The following is an 18,139-nucleotide window of genomic DNA, read 5'->3' as shown; positions in this document are numbered from 1 at the left end:
TAAATGAGTGAATTTAACGGTGTCGCCGAATTAACAGAAGTCATGCGTCGGTTGCGCGACCCCGAGGGCGGCTGCCCCTGGGATTTAAAGCAAAGCTTTGAGTCTCTGCTGCCTTACACCATAGAAGAAACCTACGAAGTGGTTGATGCGATTCAATCGGGTGACATGGCCGCGATAAAGGACGAGCTGGGTGACTTGCTGTTCCAGGTGGTGTTTTATGCACAGCTGGCGAAAGAGCAGGGCGACTTTGTGTTTGATGACATCGCCGCGCATACCGCCAATAAGTTGATTAGCCGCCACCCGCATGTATTTGGCAGTGATGCTGAACGCAACTTGTCCGATGCCGAAATTAAAGCCCAATGGGAACAAATAAAGCAACAGGAACGTACTGAGAAAAATGCCCGTGGCTCCGTGTTTGACGACATTCCCAGTCAGTTGCCAAGCATTTTAAAAGCCGCCAAACTGCAAAAACGTGCGGCCTCCGTCGGTTTCGACTGGCCAGAAGCCGAGCCGGTATATGACAAAATTGAAGAAGAAATACAGGAAGTAAAAGAGGCAACAGACCAAGCGCACATCGAAGAAGAAATTGGCGACTTACTGTTCGCTGTCGTTAACCTCGCACGCCACAAACAAGTTAACCCCGAAGCTGCGCTGCAACGCGCCAATGAAAAATTCAAAAGCCGCTTTCAAAACATAGAGCAACGCCTAAGCCAGCAGGACAAGCATCCCACTGACTGCAATTTGGATGAGCTTGAAGCGTTGTGGCAACAGGCTAAACTGACTAAAGTTTAAACAATTCCTGCCGATAATACGGTTACGGACTATACTGAAAGTCAGTGATAGCCGACTTTACAGGAATATCATCATGCCTATTAATCCAACCAATTTCGCAACAGGCTCTGGCAAGCCTAATTCTAATAGCGTAAGAGCAGAAGCTAACGCTGATAACCGTGATGTTAAAGACGTACGAGCTGAATCGAAAAAAGCCTATAATGCGGCAATTTTAGCGGCGCATGAACGAGTTTCGCTGAACAGCAGCAACGACGCATTAAGCTTGCTGTACAAGACCGCACTCGAAGGCATTAATGCTGAGCTTGAGCCTGTCATGGGCAAGAACGCAGCAAAGAAAATTTACGAATCCGGCGTCGACACTTCCCCTAAAGCCACGGCTGATCGCATTGTCTCCTTTGCCACCAACTTTTACAGCCGTTACAAAGAATTAAACCCTGGCGGCTCTGAAGAAGAGACACTAAATAACTTTCTGGAGCTGATAAAAGGTGGTATCGACAAAGGCTTTAACGAAGCGGTGACTATTTTGCAAGGCCTACAGGTCTACGAAGGCAAAGTGGAAAGCGATGCTGATGAAACCTACAAGCTAATAGAGCAAGGTCTTGAAAGCTTCCGTGAGCAAGTGTTTGGAAACGAGAATGATCAAGGAGAGTCTGCAAATGAAGATTAATCAAGATGAATCGACAGCAGAACAGCAAGAAACTAAAGCTTTAATTACGCTTTTAAAGCTGTCAGAAGAGTCTTTAAACGATGAGCGCCTCACCTTAGATGAGGCGTTTGATATTAGTTAAATATTTGAACTATGACTATCCAGCTCAAACGCATCTATGACGATGCATCATCTGACGACGGTTACAGAGTTTTAGTGGATAAACTCTGGCCTCGCGGCATTTCAAAAGACGCAGCCAACCTTGATAAATGGATAAAAGACATAGCGCCTTCCGATGAGCTTCGTAAATGGTTTCACAGTAATCGCTCTGAGTGGGGCGAGTTTCGCAAGCGGTATTTGTCTGAATTAAAAGAACACAAAGAAGACTTACGTGATCTGGCCAGCAAAGCTAGTAGTGAAAAAGTCACATTGCTGTATTCCTCTAAAGATACTGAGCACAACAATGCGGTAGTGTTGAAAGAGTATTTAGGAAAATTAACGTCATAACGTTTTGTAGCTATAACGTCATGGTGCTCTTATGTAGGCTAGTCTCATGAGCGAGACAACAAAGCGGTCAACGATTGACTTTGACCCTCAATTACAGCGTTTAGCGCTTTTAGAGGGGCTCTCAAGAGGAGAGCGGGACTTACTTCACGGAAGAACGTACAGTCAGAATGAGGCCAAGGAGAAAATGAGGAAATGGCTGAAGTAATATGGACACATTCAGCATTACAAGATCTCAGTTGGATATCAGAGTCTGAGGATTAAAAACCGCAGAATTTACTTGTGAAGCTTTGGGAAACGAAGCAATCCAGGTATCCATCGCACATCCAAAGGCTTTTTCATTTGTCGTCATGCGGGTCTTTCGGTATACTGTTTTCCCGTCTTAAAGAAATCCCTACATTGACCTGACCAACTGGGTAAAACATGGCGACAAATTATATTTTCGTAACCGGCGGAGTGGTATCCTCGCTGGGAAAAGGTATTGCTGCAGCCTCACTAGCAGCGATTCTTGAAGCACGGGGCCTCAAGGTAACTATCATGAAGCTGGATCCATACATTAACGTGGATCCGGGCACCATGAGCCCAATACAGCACGGCGAAGTTTTTGTGACTTCTGACGGTGCTGAAACTGATTTAGATTTAGGTCATTACGAGCGTTTTATTCGCACGCGTATGACGCAGCACAATAACTTCACCGCAGGTCGAGTGTACGAGGATATTATCCGTCGTGAACGTAAGGGGGAGTTTTTAGGTGCGACCATTCAGGTCATCCCCCACATTACCAACGAAATTAAACGTCGCGTTGTCGAGGGAGCCAAAGGCTTTGACGTCGCCATTATCGAGATCGGTGGCACCGTCGGTGATATCGAGTCACAACCGTTCTTAGAAGCGATTCGCCAATTAGGCACAGAAGTGGGTCGTGATCATACTCTGTTTATGCACCTCACGCTGGTTCCTTTCCTTGGCGCCGCCGGCGAAGTAAAAACCAAACCGACTCAGCACTCAGTCAAAGAACTGCGTTCTATCGGTATTCAGCCGGATATTTTGATATGTCGCTCTGACCGCAGTTTACCGGCCTCCGAGCGTTCGAAAATTGCGCTGTTTACCAATGTTGAAGAGAAAGCCGTCATCGGGCTGCGCGATGTCGATAGTATTTACAAAATTCCGTCGATGCTGAAATCACAAGGCCTTGATGAAATTGTGACTCATCGTTTCCGCTTAGAATGCCCTGAAGCCGACTTAAGCGAATGGGAACAGGTGCTGTATCAGGAATCGAATCCAAATGGCGAAGTGACCGTCGGTTTTGTCGGTAAATACGTTGAGTTACCGGACGCTTATAAGTCAGTGAATGAAGCACTTGCACATGCGGGCCTTAAAAATCGCTTAACGGTTAATATTCGCTATATTGATGCCCAGGATCTGGAAACCAAAGGTGTCGGCAAGTTAGCTGATGTTGATGCTATTTTGGTGCCGGGTGGTTTTGGTGATCGTGGTATCGAAGGTAAATTACTGGCGGCGCAGTATGCGCGCGAAAACGATATTCCGTATTTAGGTATTTGTCTGGGTATGCAAATTGCGATGATCGAGTATGCGCGCAATGTAGCCAAGCTTGACGATGCTAACAGCACCGAGTTTGACGCTAACTGCAAAAGCCCGGTGGTGGGTTTGATTACCGAATGGATGGATGCGTCAGGTCAAAAAGAACTGCGTGATGAGCATTCTGATCTGGGCGGAACCATGCGTCTGGGCGCTCAGGAGTGTCATCTGGAGCCGGGTTCGAAAGCGCTGGCCATGTATGGTGCAGAGACGATTGAAGAGCGTCATCGTCATCGTTATGAGGTTAATAATCATTTTATCGAGCCGTTAGAAAAAGCGGGCTTAAAGATCAGTGGTTACTCGCATGACAAAAAATTGGTAGAAATCATTGAAAATCCAGGCCACCGCTGGTTCGTTGCTGTGCAGTTCCATCCGGAATTCACTTCAACACCACGCGATGGTCACCCGCTATTCAAAGGCTTTATCGAAGCTGCGGGCCAATATAACAAAGAACGCTTAGGTTAAGTTAAACAGCACAAATACAGGACAAATAATGAGCAAAATCAGCCGAATTATTGCTCGCGAAATCATGGATTCGCGCGGCAACCCAACTGTCGAAGCCGATGTTTACCTGGAATCTGGCCACATGGGCCGGGCAGCTGCACCGAGTGGCGCCTCGACCGGTTCGCGTGAAGCATTAGAGTTACGCGATGGCGATAAATCACGCTATCTGGGTAAGGGCGTACAAACTGCCGTCGATAATATCAATGGCGCTATTGCCGAAGCCTTGATGGACAAAGATGCAGATAACCAGCAAGCCATTGATGACATTATGTTACGCCTTGATGGCACCGATAATAAAGAGAAGCTGGGCGCCAATGCGATTCTGGCAGTGTCACTGGCGGTTGCCAAAGCCGCGGCGGCAAGTCAGGGTATTGCGCTGTATGAGCACATTGCCAACCTGAATGAAACCGCAGGCCAATACAGTATGCCATTACCGATGATGAACATCCTCAATGGTGGTGAGCATGCCGATAATAATGTTGATATCCAGGAGTTCATGATCCAGCCGGTGGGCGCAGAAAGCTTTAAAGAAGCGCTACGCATGGGGGCTGAAGTTTTCCATGCCCTTAAGAAAGTACTGCAACAACGTGGCTTAAGCACTGCTGTTGGTGACGAGGGCGGCTTCGCACCTAATCTGGCGTCTAACGAAGAAGCATTGCAGGTCATTGTCGAGGCAGTTGAAAAGGCCGGCTATGCCATGGGCAAAGACATTACTCTGGCGTTGGATTGTGCAGCCTCTGAGTTTTATAAAGACGGTCAATATGTACTGGCTGGCGAGAATAAGTCGTTTGACGCGGCAGGTTTTGCCGACTATCTGGCCGAGCTGTGTGATCGCTATCCAATCGTGTCAATCGAAGATGGCCTCGACGAAAGCGATTGGGACGGTTGGAAAGTATTGACTGAAAAGCTGGGTGATAAAGTACAGCTGGTCGGTGATGACCTGTTTGTCACCAACACCCGTATCCTGAAAGAGGGCATCGATAAATCGATTGCTAACTCGATTTTGATTAAATTTAATCAGATTGGTAGCCTGACTGAAACATTGGCGGCAATCAAAATGGCGCGTGATGCCGGTTATTCAGCCGTTATTTCGCATCGCTCAGGCGAAACTGAAGACGCAACCATTGCTGATTTAGCGGTCGGCACCGCGGCCGGACAAATCAAGACCGGCTCATTATGCCGTTCTGACCGTGTCGCGAAGTACAATCAATTATTACGTATTGAGGGCGAGCTGAATGGCAAAGCGCCTTACCGTGGAAGACAGGAAATCAACGCGGGATAATCAGCAGGCTGATATATTTCAGCCAATAGCACAGCACGGCGATTTCGCCGAGCTGTGCGCTGCCTTGTACGAACGCGAACTCAATCAACTGGCCCATGCCGACGACCTGCCGGTAGCTGCACTGCAGCGACGTTTGGCCAGCTTACCATTTTACATTCAACGCGCAGCACATGGATGCTTGCGGGCTGCGGATGACTCACCACTATCGCTTGATGTGCAGAACGCCAGTTGGCAGGGTAAGCAAGCAACACAATGCCCCGATGCCAGCGGTACGGTTAAGGCACAACATGACTGGTTTGCAAAACATTCGGCGTTAGGGTTGGTAGTGCCTGTGCGCTATTATACCCCCGAACTCAAGACAATATTTTTGGACAGTATTGATCGGGTTGATAGCAAGCATAACCGAATTCATCTTAATTACCGCGGCTGGTTTACCTATAGTGGTGAGGGTGAAACAACAACCGAGCAATTATTAAAACCTAACAAGCGCATCATGACAGCAGCCTGTTGTGGTCATCAATGGAATCATAAAGGACGAATTAACCCGCGCACGCTGACGTTGCGCGAGTTACTATTGGTTGCGACCCTCGACTGGAAAAAGTTTCAGGCCGCACTTTCCATAGCCCGTTAAAGGCTATTGGCTTCTAGCTCGATACGTGACGCTGCACCATAGATGCGACTGGCATCGCCCTCAACGGTACCCGCAGGCGTCGTGGTTGGCCATAACGACGTTAAACCCTCAATAATACGACGCGTTTCTGCTATCTCAGCTGCAGCTTTTTCCTGCTCAGATTTGTTGATGGCATCCAGTCTTGCCAATGTGATTTGCTGAAAACCAAAGGCATCTTGGTACTCATGAACATTACTAACCTCGCCGCTAGTAATACCAATAGCATATTCATCGGCAGCAATAACCAGCATACTTGAAATGCTTTTAAGCACCTGTTCTGCCGACATTTGTTGAATGGGCTCGTTAGCACTGATCGCATGCTGCAGTGCTTGATACGCGTTATTAACGATTTCAGCACTGTTGTCATTATTAACTGCGTCTGCCAACGCCTGTAACTCATCAGCAAAGCCGGGCAAGTCGCGAGCTTCAAAAGCGCTTACCAAACCAGCGTATAATTCGTCACCGGGGTGCTTCATATGGGTTTTAGCCATATCAATGTGACCCTGCTGATAAAGTTTCATACCGACCCACAGATGACCACGGATGAGACCGAGCTGGGCAAGAAATTGCGCGTCATTCTCGGCTAAATTGACACTGACCGCACCTTCGCCTTCACCTTCTCCGCCTTCGCCCTCCATCATCGGACCGGGCGCAACGACTGCGGCAGATGGACTGTAATGAGTGGGGCTGTCAGCTGCTACCTGGCCAGTAACCAGCGTGCTAGCGAGAGCAGAACCAACGCCTAACCAGACTTTACGCTTCTCGTTCATCATAGAATCCTCGTTATTGTTTGTTAAGGTAGGTTTACCTTTTAACTCGCGGTATAATCTCAGAAATGAGAACGATTCGCAAATAATCACGAAATCTAACAGGTAGCTTGAACATGATCCTTCACTTAAAACAGGTTATCGACCCGGATACTCTGACTGCCGTGCGCGAGAAACTGGCCGGGCAGACGTTTACCGACGGCAAACTAACCGCCGGATGGGCAGCTAAAGGGCTAAAAAATAATCAGCAACTAGAAAAAACTAAGGCGGCCGACGGTATTATCGAGCTACTACTAAAACGAATGCGCGCCGCGTCAGGCGTTGATTCAGCTATGCGGCCTAAACAGTTTGCCCGCGTTATGATCAACCGGTATGCGGAAGGAGAGTTTTACGGCATGCATATGGATGATGCGTTAATGGCGGGAATCCGTACTGACATTTCATTTACCCTGGGTCTTACGTCGTTGCAGGATTATACAGGTGGAGCGCTGACGATTGACGATAGTTCGGGTCAACGCAGCTGGCGGCTGGATGCCGGCGATTTATTAATTTATCCCTCGCATTATTTGCATCAAGTTGAGCCTGTCGAGCACGGCGAGCGCTTAGCGATGGTGGGTTGGGTACAAAGCCTGATGCGCGACCCGCAGCAACGCGAAATTCTTTTCGACCTGCAGGCTGCAGTCAAAACAGAGCATGAATTGAACGGCCACAGCGAACAATTTTTTCGCCTAACCAAAAGCTATCAAAACCTTTTACGGCGGTGGGCTGATCGTTAGCGAAGCGTTAGAAATGGTGGTACGATTATTAAAATATTTAAGTAAATAGTGTTACTTAGTGAAACTGAAACAAAAAATCAAACGGAAAGCCTTAAAACATGCCCAGATGCTTTTAATCGCGATAGCGATTGCGGGCATTTCCTTAGTTGAGTTTATCGATGAGTTAGCCTATCAACGATTAAAGCAGGCTCATTATACCGAATCGATGAATGCTCTAGCTATGTTTCGCTCGGAGTTAGAGCAAAGGCTAACCAGATCGACACAGTCAGGTCTGGCTTTGGCCACTTTTTTCTCAGTTAATCCTGCTCCAAAGTTATCTGATGCAAGGCTGGTTAGCGCTGAAATTATCAAGCGTCACCCGGCTATCGAACAAATACGTATTAATACTAAACAGGGCGAAGCCTTTGTTTATCCAGTGGTAACTTTTTACAACGATCAAATACCCCGATTACAACTGTCATCCTGGGCTGATCAAGTTGATTTGGCGATGGGGTTGAGTCGTGAAAAGATTGAAAAGCCGTCTTATCATAGCGACGGCTACTTGGGCTTGAGGATAAAGTCACCAATTTATTCTAGTTTCTATCTTTACCAGGGATACTTTTGGGGTGAATTGAACTTGCAGCTTAACCTTAGCCGAACATTGGAAAGGGTTCGTCGAATTGTAGATGCGAAAAACTTTGATTTCGCTTTGACGCACTCGGATAATCCGCCTTTAATTGAATCTCGCTTTTATGGCAGTGACAATACCATCTTAAATCATGATGCCAAGTTAACGGTGCAGTTTTATGGCACTCGCTGGAGTCTATTCGGTCTTAATAACAATCCGTTACCTGCCGGTATTTCAGCTCATCCGGTAAGGGTTATTGGCTACCCATTGCTTGCAGTGTTGTTGTTGTTATTGTGGCTGCTTATCCGTAGCTATCGAAAAATACGCAGTTCAGCATTTACTGATGCTCTGACGGGCTTGCCTAATCGCCGGTTGCTAATAGATCGTATGCAACAGTTAATTAACGCCCGACAGCAAGCATTCTCGGTTTTATTTATTGACCTCAACAAATTCAAGCCGATAAACGATACTTATGGTCACCAGGTGGGTGATGAGTTTTTGGTCCATGTTGCTAAAACGTTGAGTGGTGCTTGTCGTAAAGGTGATACAGTAGCGCGGGTTGGTGGCGACGAGTTCGTTGTTTTGTTACCCGGTAATGAGGGCGACGTGACGGTTGTTCGTGACAAACTGGAACTGACTTTAGAGCAAAATCCACTGCATTGGAATGGTATACAATTAGACATTAGTTCCAGTATCGGTGTTGCACAGTTCCCAGTTAACGGAAGCAGCGCCGACGAGTTGCTAAAATTAGCGGATAATGAAATGTATAAATACAAAAAAAGCCGTGCAGATATGCGCTAAGTTTTGTAATGATTGTAACTAAACGTTTATGTATCGAAGCATTAACAACTAAAGATGCAGCCTTTATTTTAAACCTGCTAAACCAAGATAGCTTCATCACTAATATAGGTGATCGCGGCGTGCGTTGTATGGCAGATGCTGTTGATTACATTAAAATGGGGCCACAGGCCAGCTACAGAAAGCACGGACTCGGCCTTTGGAAAGTCACATTATTTAATAGCCATCAGGCCATTGGCCTGGCAGGCTTATTACAACGAGACTATTTACCTGCTCCAGACCTTGGCTATGCATTGTTGCCCGAATTTACCGGAAGAGGGTTCGCTTTCGAGGCAAACCAAGCTGTATTGAACTGGGCGAGAGAGCAAAGTTATTCTGAAGTCCTGGCTATTTGCAATCCGAGCAATAGCGCGTCGCATGGACTCTTGCAAAAACTGGGCTTTGTCGTTGATGGTAAGGTTGTGCCCCCGGGCGAGACACAACCAATTAACCGCTATTATTTAGCGCTAAAATAAGGAATCGACTATTTGACGCGTGTCAGCCAGCCGTGTGTATCCTCAGCTTCGCCCCACTGAATCGCATTTAACGCTTTGCGCAACTTCTCAGTGACCGGGCCACCTTCGCCGCTACCGACGGTTATCGTTTTATTGTTGTGTATCAGTGAGCCGACCGGCGTCAGCACCGCAGCTGTGCCGGATAGCGCCGCTTCGGTGTTGGGTTTAGCAGCTCGTTCAATCAATTCATCAACGCTCAATGCGCGTTCACACACTGTCATCCCCAGATCGCGGGCTAATGTCAGGATTGAGTCTCTTGTAATGCCATGTAAAAAGCTACTGTCGAGGTCTTTGGTGATAATTTCGTTATCGTCGATCAGTAAGAAGTTTGCGGCACCGGTTTCTTGTACATCGCCGCCGGGGCAAAACAGCACCTGGTCGGCTTGATGTTGTTGCCGGGCGGCTAAAATAGGTCCTAACGCGCTGGCATAGTTACCGCCGCTTTTAATCATGCCCATGTGCGCGGCGCAACGAGAGCCGTTTTCCTCGATAAGTAACTTAAGTGGTTTAATACCACCGGAAAAATAATCACCAACCGGTGACAGCAGCACATAAAGCAATGACTGTTGAGTCGGGCTGGCCGCCTTGCCAATGGCTGGTTCAGTACCGATATGGGTAGGGCGGATATACATCGATCCGGGTGGGCTGGGTACTTGTTCAGTGAAGCTGCTGACGGCATCGATAATCATCTGCTCAAGCAGGGCTGAGTCTACTTCAGGTAAAGTTAGTAGCCGACTACTTTGCTGCATGCGGGCGATATTCTGATCCATACGAAAAATATGCACGCTGCCATCGGCGTGTTTAAACGCTTTTAATCCCTCAAAGCAGGTGCTGGAGTAATGCAGAACATGCGCCCCCGGATGCAGTTCAATGCGATCGGAACTGACCATGTTTTGATAGGTCCAGTGTGCATCTTTAAATTCTGCCAAACTCATTTGAGGCATAAATTCGGTGCCGAATGCCGCCATGATGTGTCCTTATTTAAATCGAATATTATGTTTTTTGATGTACCAGATCGCGACGGGGGTTTCTAATACAATGTAGATAATCAGCGTGTACCAAAACCAATTAAGCGGAATGCCCAGCAGATAAAAAACAAAGCCGGTCCCCCAATATTTGTAGCCCACGATAAATAAGGCCAGACCAGCCATTAACCCATCGTAAAACGCCAGTTTATTAAAATTGTTACCGGCAACCTTGGGGTATACTTGTAAATAGCCCACCAAGATCATGATCAGGCATAGCATTACCACTAAAAACTCAGCTGCGATCATAGATTTTCCTTACAGGCTTTGAAGGCTCACTATGATACCTGACAACAGCATTAATCCAATAGTCAGCTGCCGAAAACGGTATTCTGAGACATGGTGTTGTAGTCTCTGGCCCAGCGCGGCGCCTATTATTGCACAGGGTAGTAGCACAGCAATTAGGGCAAGGTGCGTTTCGGTATAGAGTCCCTGACGACTAAAATTAAGCACATTAGCCAGTGCAATACACAAGAAAAATAAACTCAAGGTGGCTCTGAACTGTGTCTTAGGCAAGCGGGCATTGGCCAAAAACAGCACGATCGGAGGCCCGCCTAATGTCATCAGCCCGTTCAATATGCCTGAACCTGTACCAATGGTGATGTAGCCCGGGGTATGTTCGGCTGTAGGTAGCTGACGACCACTGGCAATAATTAGCGCGACAGCGATAATGACAATACCCAAACACAATTTAAGCCACTGTTCGTTGATGGAAACCAATAGACTGCCGGCAATAAGTGACGCCACTACACCCGCAATGATTAGCCACTTCCATTGGCTGGGGCGCGCTGCATGTCGATTTTTCCAGTAAATTAGCGCGGCAACAAAGATATTTATTACCGACAGTGCCGGCGTCAGCAGCGTTAACGGGAACCATAATGCCAGTATCGGAACGGCGACTAAGCCGGAGCCAAAACCGCTGATTCCCTGTAAGGTTGTTGCAAAAAACAGCACTAAACCGGCAAAAATAATGTCCATAGCCTTTTCACACTGACCATAAGTATTCATAATACAAAGTATAATAATAACGGAGCAACGCATGCGAGTGGTGATATTGCTGCTATTGACCGTTTTGGTGGCGCTACAATACCGTTTATGGTTAGGAAAGAACAGTCTTCCTGATTATTGGCGCCTACAAAAAGAGGTCGACAGTCAGCAGACAACCAACGACAACCTCAAGCGTCGTAATCAGGTTTTATATGCCGATATCGAGGATCTTCGCGAAGGCGAGGATGCGCTGGAGGAACGTGCGCGTAATGAGTTAGGTATGATTAAAAAGGACGAAGTTTTTTTTCGCGTTATTCCCAGTCGAGTTCCGGACTCACTTCCTGCTCAGGACACGTTCTCCCGTGATAACGGACAGGAGTTAAACTAATGCCTGCGGAGCCGAAAATCGCGGCAGTTATTCCCGCCGCAGGTAGTGGGTCACGGATGCGCAGCGATGTGCCTAAACAATATCTGGCGGTGCATGGCAAGACACTGCTGCAATATGCAGTAGAAGCTGTGCAAAACGACCCGCGGGTAGCGCATGTATTTATCGCTGTTAATGAACAACAACACCCCATTGGCGCAAAGAGTGTTGCCGATATATCGTTTGTTGCTGGTGGCAAAACGCGCGCAGAATCGGTGTTGTCAGGTGTCCTGCATGCAATTAATCAGGGCTATAGTCACGTTCTGGTGCACGATGCGGCCCGACCCGGACTACCGGCGTCGATTCTAACCGAGGTTATCGATGTTGGTGTAAGCAGTGATCACGGCGCGATTGTGGCGATGCCGGTTCGTGACTCGTTAAAACGCAGCGAGCCTGACCAAACAATAATTTCCCAAAGCGTTGCCAGAGACGATTTATGGCAGGCGCAGACTCCTCAAATTTTTGCTGCTGAACTACTTGCTGACGCGATTAGTGAAGTGGGAATTGATAACCCGAACTTAACTGATGAAGCTTCAGCAATGGAGGCTATGGGCTATCATCCGCGGTTGGTGATGGGCTCTCTTGATAATATAAAAGTTACCCACCCCGATGATCTCCGTTGGGTAGCAACGATTCTTAAGCCATGATAGATGTGCTTTTACAAGGAGTTTTAAATGCAATTTAGGGTAGGTCATGGTTATGACGTGCATAAGTGGGGATCTGATAAACCCCTGGTTCTTGGCGGCGTAACCATACCCAGCAAGCGAGGCCTGCTAGCGCATTCAGACGGCGATGTGGTGCTACATGCGATAACTGACGCGGTGTTGGGGGCGGTAGCCTTAGGCGATATTGGGCGACATTTTCCTGACACCGATGAGCGCTTCGCCAATGCCGACAGTATGTTACTGCTAAAATATGCGGTTGAGCTGGCTGCAAAAGAAGGTTACCGGGTCGGTAATGCGGACATAACGATCGTGGCGCAATCACCTAAAATGGCACCCTATATCGAGCCAATGCAAGTCTCCATCGCTAGCGGGCTCGGCACGGCCAGTAAAGCAGTTAATGTTAAGGCGACAACGACCGAAAAACTCGGTTTTGTAGGACGTGAAGAAGGCCTGGCCTGCCACTGCGTGATACTAATGCAGGCGGTACAGCAACCATGAGCTCAATATCTGAACCGTTTCAACTTAGCTGGCCAACGCTCAATCAACAAAAAACTACTGCCTCATTTAAGCAGCAACCGGCTGATTTTCGGGTGCGAGAAGTACTGGATGTCGATGACGAGGGCGAAGGTGAACACCAGTGGTTATGGATAAAGAAAACCGGTGCCAACACACGATTTGTTGCCGAACAACTCGCTAAGTTTGCCGGCGTTCACCCGCGTAATGTGAGTTTTTCCGGAATGAAAGACCGCAACGCGGTAACCTGGCAGTGGTTTTCTATTCAGTTACCCGGCAAAGACACGCTTGACTGGCAGCAAATGATGCTGGAAGGGGTCGAGGTTGAACGGGTGATCCGCCGTACTAAAAAATTAAAAACCGGATTTCACAAAGCTAATGCCTTCACTATTCGGTTACGCGATGTCGCTGATACCGAGCGTTTTGAACAAAACTGGCAAGCACTGTGTTCGCAGGGCACGCTCAATTATTTTGGTGCGCAGCGGTTTGGTTTTAACGGGAGTAATTTGTTGAACGGGCGCCAATGGATTAGCGCTGAGCGCCCGGCAAAAATTGCTAAAGGCAAACGCAGTATCTGGCTGTCGGCTATGCGCTCCTATCTTTTTAATCAGGTCGTGGCAGCTCGATACCAGCAGTATCAGTTCATGCCACTCGCTGGTGACTGTGTGATGTTGCAGGGATCACAGTCGGTGTTTATTGCTGAGCAATGGGACGATGAGTTGCTTAGTCGTTTAGCTTCAGCGGATATCCAATTAACCGGGCCGATGCCGGGTGAAGACGGGGTAGGCAACGTTGCTACCGATGCGTTGCAGTTTGAGACCAGCCAACTAGCGCAATTTGATGACTGGATTGCTGACTTTGCTAAGGTACGATTAAAGGCTGCGCGCAGACCCTACCGGTTGTTGCTGCAGCAGCCTGAATTAATGTGGCAAAACCAGGATGCAGTAATTAGCTTCACCTTACCCACAGGTAGTTTCGCAACAGCCTGTATCAATGAACTTATCGATTTAGCGGTGACCGAAAATGATGAAAATTCTGTTGAGTAACGATGACGGGGTTCATGCCCCGGGTATTCACGCGCTGTACCGCGCATTAAAAGAGGTGGCAGACGTGCGGGTGATTGCACCTGACAGAAATTGTAGCGGCGCTTCCAATTCGTTGACATTACACAACCCGTTGCGGTTACAAAAACTGGACAATGGTTTTTATTCGCTTAACGGTACACCGACAGACTGTGTACATTTAGGCACCAATTCGCCGTTTGCGGACGAAGTCGACCTCGTTGTATCAGGTATTAATGATAGCCCCAATATGGGCGATGACGTGTTTTACTCGGGCACGGTTGCCGCAGCAATGGAAGGGCGTTTTAAAGGACTCCCTGCTATAGCCGTATCAATGGGCGGTAAAGGCCATGATTACTACGATACCGCGGGGCGTGTGGTAGCAGAGATGGTAGCGGCGATGGAAAAAGACCCGCTGCGCCTTGATACTGTATTGAATGTAAACGTTCCTTATATGACTTATGAGCAATTAAAAGGAACGCGGGTGACGCGTCTTGGGCGTCGTCACCGTGCCGAGACCATGGTGCATGATCGTGATCCTTTTGGCCGTGAGATTTTCTGGTATGGGCCGATTGGTCATCATGCTGATGATGCGCCCGATACTGATTTTACAGCTGTTCACGAGGGCTATGTATCCATTACCCCGCTGAGTCTGGACATGACTGCCAAGCGACATCAGGATACCCTGAATGACTGGCTTAACGCAGGTGAACTAAAAGATTAAACCATGACAGCTTTTTCATCTTCTGGCCCGGCACGCCGCTTAGTTTCGGTATTGCGTCAGGCGGGTATTACTAACACAGATGTTCTCTCGGTTATCGAAACCACGCCGCGGCAATTGTTTATGCCGGAGTCGCTGGCACATAAGGCTTATGAGAACACAGCATTACCCATTGGCAATGGACAAACGATATCGCAGCCGCTGATGGTAGCAACGATGACACAATTGCTGATGCAGCATGAGTGTAAAAGTGTCCTGGAAATTGGCACGGGGTCGGGTTATCAGACAGCCATTTTAGCTCAGTTGATCGATAAGGTATTTAGCGTGGAGCGTATTGCGCAATTGCAATATCAGGCAAAGCGCCGGCTGCGTAACCTGGATTTGCACAACGTCAGTATGCGCCATGGTGATGGCTGGGAAGGCTGGCGCAGTAAGGCGCCGTTTGATGGCATTATTGTAACCGCAGCGGCGGCGCAAATACCGCAAGCGCTGGTTGAGCAACTGGCGGATGGCGGAGTGATGATTATTCCGGTAGGCGAGCAACAACAAACTTTGGTTGTACTCAGGCGTTTTGGCGAACAAATTGAACAGCAACGGATTGGTGATGTTCGATTTGTGCCATTAGTAAAAGGTGAATTACTTTGAAGTTATTTTCTGCACTATATGATCGGGTGCTCAGCTGGACGAAACACCCAAAGGCAGATTGGTTACTAGGGTTAATTAGTTTTACGGAATCAGTGATTTTTCCGATCCCGCCTGATGTTATGTTGGCTCCCATGGCGATGACGCAGCCACAGCGGGCGTGGCGACTGGCTGCGTTAACCACCCTATGTTCTGTTGCAGGCGGGGCGTTGGGATACTTGCTGGGTTACTGGGCGTACGATGCAGCGGTGCTGCCCATGGTAGAAGCATTGGGGTATCAGGATAAATTAGCCCGTGTCAGCGACTGGTTCACTGAGTATGGAGTCTGGATCGTATTTATTGCCGGCTTTTCACCTATTCCTTATAAACTGTTTACGGTGACCGCCGGGGTCATGCAAATGATGTTCTTACCCTTTATTATTGCGTCGGCAGTCAGTCGTGGATTGCGTTTTTATTTAGTCGCCTGGTTACTTAAAACTGGCGGGCCGGCAATGGCACTTAAATTACGTCGTTATGTCGACTTTATCGGTTGGAGTGTTGTAGTCGTAGCTGTACTCGGTTATTTTATTTATCAATGGGTTAACTAAAGGTTTTCGTAACGATGGCTGAACGGCAAAGGTACTTATGCGTATTGCTGGCCGTTTTATTAACCGCTGTGCTCAGCAGTGGTTGTAGTAGCCGTAGTACACCGGCGCCGGTCGAAGAACTTTACACCGGCAAGACTTACCGTGATTTTGAAGCCAATTCATTGCGCGGCGAAACCTACCAGGTTCAGCAAGGTGAAACCCTCTATTCTATCGCATTCCGGGCAAATCAGGACGTAAAATCGATTGCCCGTATCAACAATCTACTACGCGAGCCATACACCATTTATCCGGGTCAGACGATCAAATTATCCGCTGATCGCGCACAAGCGCGTCCGTCAAAATCAGTTGCTCAAACTAAAGCGCATAACAATACTGTTGAAAACTCAAAAAAAGATATAACTGAGCCCGTTGCCAAGCCACAGAAAGAGTATGGTCAAAAAGTAGACACTAGAAAAAAGGTTGCAAAACAACCAGCTAGGCCAAAAAATAAAACGCCTGCTACGGCCAAATCTGTCGCTATAAAGCCATTAAAACGCCGTCAGAGTGTTAACGTTGAGAGCAAGGATATTCAGTGGCAATGGCCGTCAGAGGGGCAAATTATTGCGTCGTTTTCTACTGCAGAACTGGGCAATAAAGGGTTAGATTTTGCCGGTGAGCGCGGTGATCCGGTAACAGCGGCGGCAGCTGGTAAAGTGGTTTATGTCGGTGATGCATTACGGGCTTTTGGCCAGTTAATCATTTTGAAACACAACGATGATTATATTACGGCTTATGCGCACAACGATAAGATTCTTGTTAAGGAACAAGATTGGGTAGATGTAGGTGAGGTTATTGCTGAAATGGGCGATTCAGGTACGCAGCGGGTAAAGCTGCACTTTGAAGTTCGTTATCGGGGCAAATCTGTTAACCCACGGCATTATTTACCGCAAACTCGCTAGTGAAAGCGGGCGATAATAATAAAAAAGATAAGGATATCAGCGTGTCATTTGTCACGAATATGCAGACATGGGGAAGTTGTTATGAGCAGGACAAAGCAAGAACAAGATCAGCAAGTCGACGATATCATTGAGGAGGAACTTGATGAGTCGCAAGTAGCCGAATTGCAGGCTACTGAACGTGATGCTGCTGAAGAGGAAAGTGCGCTCGAAGAAGCGTTAGCCTCAAGTTCGCAGTATCAACGTAAAATGGATGCGACACAAATGTATCTCGGCGAGATTGGTTTTTCGCCATTGCTGACAGCTGCCGAAGAGGTTTTTTACTCACGGCGGGCATTGAAGGGCGACCAAGCCGCGCGCCGCCGCATGATCGAGAGTAATTTGCGGCTGGTAGTAAAAATAGCCCGTCGTTACAATAATCGTGGCTTAGCACTGCTCGACCTCATCGAAGAAGGCAACTTAGGTCTGATTCGGGCCGTTGAAAAATTTGATCCTGAACGTGGCTTTCGGTTTTCTACTTATGCGACCTGGTGGATTAGACAAACCATCGAGCGCGCCATTATGAACCAAACGCGTACTATTCGACTGCCTATTCATGTGGTCAAAGAGCTTAACGTGTACCTGCGCGCTGCCCGTGAACTGGCACACAAACTTGACCATGAACCGACTGCAGAAGACATTGCGCGTAGCTTGAATAAACCCGTCGCAGACATCAATAAAATGCTTCGTTTAAACGAACGCATTGCGTCGGTTGATATGCCAATGGGCGGCGATGGTGATAAGGCATTATTAGATCTGCTAACCGATGAAAATGGTAACAGTCCTGAGGGTATCCTGCAGGATGGAGACTTAAAAGAGCGCATCACTGAATGGTTGGATGCCTTAAGCCCTAAACAAAAAGAGGTATTGGCGCGTCGCTTTGGCTTGCTCGGTTATGAACCGTCTACGTTAGAGGATGTCGGTCACGAAATCGGTTTAACGCGGGAGCGTGTCCGGCAGATACAAGTTGAAGCATTGCGTAAGCTAAGAGATTTTTTAAAGCAGCGGGGCTTAACTCTGGATTCTTTGTTTACCGCTCAATAG

23 protein-coding genes and 1 pseudogene are annotated in these 18,139 nt (G+C 47.9%); 20 read left to right on the top strand and 4 right to left on the bottom strand.

Features of this window, described 5'->3' with window-relative positions; genetic code table 11:
- The first annotated feature begins 3 nt into the window (after positions 1-3).
- From mazG to KZ771_RS05660, 8 genes and pseudogenes are all read left to right on the top strand, one after another.
- Positions 4-792: a nucleoside triphosphate pyrophosphohydrolase gene (gene mazG, locus KZ771_RS05695; protein WP_290654631.1), complete on the top strand. Its 789-nt coding sequence runs from the start codon at positions 4-6 to the stop codon at positions 790-792.
- Positions 793-865: 73 nt separating this feature from the next.
- The gene (locus tag KZ771_RS05690; RefSeq protein WP_290654630.1) at positions 866-1,459 is read left to right on the top strand and encodes a DUF5610 domain-containing protein; all 594 of its coding nucleotides are present in this window, start codon (positions 866-868) and stop codon (positions 1,457-1,459) included.
- Positions 1,449-1,580, top strand: a complete 132-nt coding sequence (locus tag KZ771_RS05685) for a hypothetical protein (protein ID WP_290654629.1) — start codon at positions 1,449-1,451, stop codon at positions 1,578-1,580. The genes KZ771_RS05690 and KZ771_RS05685 overlap by 11 nt, the downstream gene beginning before the upstream one ends.
- Before the next feature lie 11 nt (positions 1,581-1,591).
- Entirely contained in the window at positions 1,592-1,945 is a 354-nt protein-coding gene (locus KZ771_RS05680; RefSeq protein WP_290654628.1) for a DUF488 domain-containing protein, read from the top strand.
- A gap of 97 nt (positions 1,946-2,042) precedes the next feature.
- A pseudogene (locus tag KZ771_RS05675) lies at positions 2,043-2,150 on the top strand (type II toxin-antitoxin system prevent-host-death family antitoxin); the annotation flags it as partial.
- Between the two features lie 215 nt (positions 2,151-2,365).
- Positions 2,366-4,003 (top strand): CTP synthase, encoded by a 1,638-nt coding sequence (locus KZ771_RS05670; RefSeq protein WP_133538206.1) that lies wholly within the window; start codon positions 2,366-2,368, stop codon positions 4,001-4,003.
- 28 nt (positions 4,004-4,031) lie between these two features.
- Positions 4,032-5,324: a phosphopyruvate hydratase gene (gene eno / locus KZ771_RS05665; protein WP_290654627.1), complete on the top strand. Its 1,293-nt coding sequence runs from the start codon at positions 4,032-4,034 to the stop codon at positions 5,322-5,324.
- Positions 5,278-5,955 (top strand): hypothetical protein, encoded by a 678-nt coding sequence (locus tag KZ771_RS05660; RefSeq protein ID WP_290654626.1) that lies wholly within the window; start codon positions 5,278-5,280, stop codon positions 5,953-5,955. The genes eno and KZ771_RS05660 overlap by 47 nt, the downstream gene beginning before the upstream one ends.
- Here KZ771_RS05660 and KZ771_RS05655 read toward each other — a convergent pair.
- Complete coding sequence (locus KZ771_RS05655) at positions 5,952-6,767, bottom strand: hypothetical protein (protein ID WP_290654625.1); 816 nt, start codon at positions 6,765-6,767, stop codon at positions 5,952-5,954. The two genes, KZ771_RS05660 and KZ771_RS05655, sit on opposite strands and share 4 nt — an antisense overlap.
- A 110-nt stretch (positions 6,768-6,877) precedes the next feature.
- Here KZ771_RS05655 and KZ771_RS05650 point away from each other — a divergent pair, with 110 nt between their 5' ends.
- The 3 genes from KZ771_RS05650 to KZ771_RS05640 are packed head-to-tail and all read left to right on the top strand — an operon-like array spanning position 6,878 to position 9,457.
- Complete coding sequence (locus tag KZ771_RS05650) at positions 6,878-7,537, top strand: Fe2+-dependent dioxygenase (protein ID WP_290654624.1); 660 nt, start codon at positions 6,878-6,880, stop codon at positions 7,535-7,537.
- Positions 7,538-7,595: 58 nt separating this feature from the next.
- Positions 7,596-8,945, top strand: a complete 1,350-nt coding sequence (locus tag KZ771_RS05645) for a GGDEF domain-containing protein (protein ID WP_290654623.1) — start codon at positions 7,596-7,598, stop codon at positions 8,943-8,945.
- Positions 8,946-8,953: 8 nt separating this feature from the next.
- On the top strand, positions 8,954-9,457 hold the full coding sequence (locus tag KZ771_RS05640; protein ID WP_290654622.1) for a GNAT family N-acetyltransferase: 504 nt from the start codon (positions 8,954-8,956) through the stop codon (positions 9,455-9,457).
- An 8-nt stretch (positions 9,458-9,465) separates the two neighbouring features.
- On the opposite strand, the gene KZ771_RS05635 is transcribed toward KZ771_RS05640, so the two are convergent.
- Genes KZ771_RS05635 through KZ771_RS05625 form a run of 3 tightly spaced genes read right to left on the bottom strand, consistent with a single transcriptional unit; the run spans position 9,466 to position 11,499 of the window.
- Positions 9,466-10,464, bottom strand: coding sequence for a branched-chain amino acid aminotransferase (locus tag KZ771_RS05635; RefSeq protein WP_290654621.1), 999 nt, complete (start codon positions 10,462-10,464; stop codon positions 9,466-9,468).
- 9 nt (positions 10,465-10,473) lie between these two features.
- Positions 10,474-10,770 carry a hypothetical protein gene (locus tag KZ771_RS05630; protein WP_290572305.1) on the bottom strand — a complete coding sequence of 99 codons (297 nt, stop codon included), beginning with the start codon at positions 10,768-10,770 and terminating at the stop codon, positions 10,474-10,476.
- Between the two features lie 9 nt (positions 10,771-10,779).
- A complete protein-coding gene (locus KZ771_RS05625; protein WP_290572307.1) occupies positions 10,780-11,499 on the bottom strand; it encodes a sulfite exporter TauE/SafE family protein in 720 nt (239 codons plus the stop codon).
- Between the two features lie 61 nt (positions 11,500-11,560).
- On the opposite strand from KZ771_RS05625, the gene ftsB reads away from it, so the two are divergent.
- The 9 genes from ftsB to rpoS all read left to right on the top strand — a co-directional run bounded on the left by ftsB (position 11,561) and on the right by rpoS (position 18,139).
- Positions 11,561-11,896 (top strand): cell division protein FtsB, encoded by a 336-nt coding sequence (gene ftsB, locus KZ771_RS05620; protein ID WP_290572309.1) that lies wholly within the window; start codon positions 11,561-11,563, stop codon positions 11,894-11,896.
- Entirely contained in the window at positions 11,896-12,579 is a 684-nt protein-coding gene (ispD, locus tag KZ771_RS05615) for a 2-C-methyl-D-erythritol 4-phosphate cytidylyltransferase (RefSeq protein WP_290572311.1), read from the top strand. The genes ftsB and ispD overlap by 1 nt, the downstream gene beginning before the upstream one ends.
- 27 nt (positions 12,580-12,606) lie before the next feature.
- Positions 12,607-13,095, top strand: coding sequence for a 2-C-methyl-D-erythritol 2,4-cyclodiphosphate synthase (gene ispF / locus KZ771_RS05610; protein ID WP_290654620.1), 489 nt, complete (start codon positions 12,607-12,609; stop codon positions 13,093-13,095).
- Positions 13,092-14,156 (top strand): tRNA pseudouridine(13) synthase TruD, encoded by a 1,065-nt coding sequence (truD, locus tag KZ771_RS05605; protein ID WP_290654619.1) that lies wholly within the window; start codon positions 13,092-13,094, stop codon positions 14,154-14,156. The genes ispF and truD overlap by 4 nt, the downstream gene beginning before the upstream one ends.
- A complete protein-coding gene (gene surE / locus KZ771_RS05600; RefSeq protein WP_133538218.1) occupies positions 14,134-14,895 on the top strand; it encodes a 5'/3'-nucleotidase SurE in 762 nt (253 codons plus the stop codon). Before truD ends, surE begins: the two co-directional genes overlap by 23 nt.
- Before the next feature lie 3 nt (positions 14,896-14,898).
- Positions 14,899-15,537: a protein-L-isoaspartate(D-aspartate) O-methyltransferase gene (locus KZ771_RS05595; protein WP_133538219.1), complete on the top strand. Its 639-nt coding sequence runs from the start codon at positions 14,899-14,901 to the stop codon at positions 15,535-15,537.
- The gene (locus KZ771_RS05590; RefSeq protein ID WP_290654618.1) at positions 15,534-16,121 is read left to right on the top strand and encodes a YqaA family protein; all 588 of its coding nucleotides are present in this window, start codon (positions 15,534-15,536) and stop codon (positions 16,119-16,121) included. The genes KZ771_RS05595 and KZ771_RS05590 overlap by 4 nt, the downstream gene beginning before the upstream one ends.
- A 14-nt stretch (positions 16,122-16,135) precedes the next feature.
- The gene (locus KZ771_RS05585; protein WP_290654617.1) at positions 16,136-17,059 is read left to right on the top strand and encodes a peptidoglycan DD-metalloendopeptidase family protein; all 924 of its coding nucleotides are present in this window, start codon (positions 16,136-16,138) and stop codon (positions 17,057-17,059) included.
- 81 nt (positions 17,060-17,140) lie between these two features.
- Positions 17,141-18,139 (top strand): RNA polymerase sigma factor RpoS, encoded by a 999-nt coding sequence (rpoS, locus tag KZ771_RS05580; RefSeq protein WP_290572321.1) that lies wholly within the window; start codon positions 17,141-17,143, stop codon positions 18,137-18,139.

It is taken from the genome of Idiomarina sp. (assembly GCF_019431395.1).
Lineage (GTDB): Bacteria > Pseudomonadota > Gammaproteobacteria > Enterobacterales > Alteromonadaceae > Idiomarina.
Note: the sequence above shows the minus strand (reverse complement) of the source record. Positions and strands in the feature narration are given on the sequence as shown.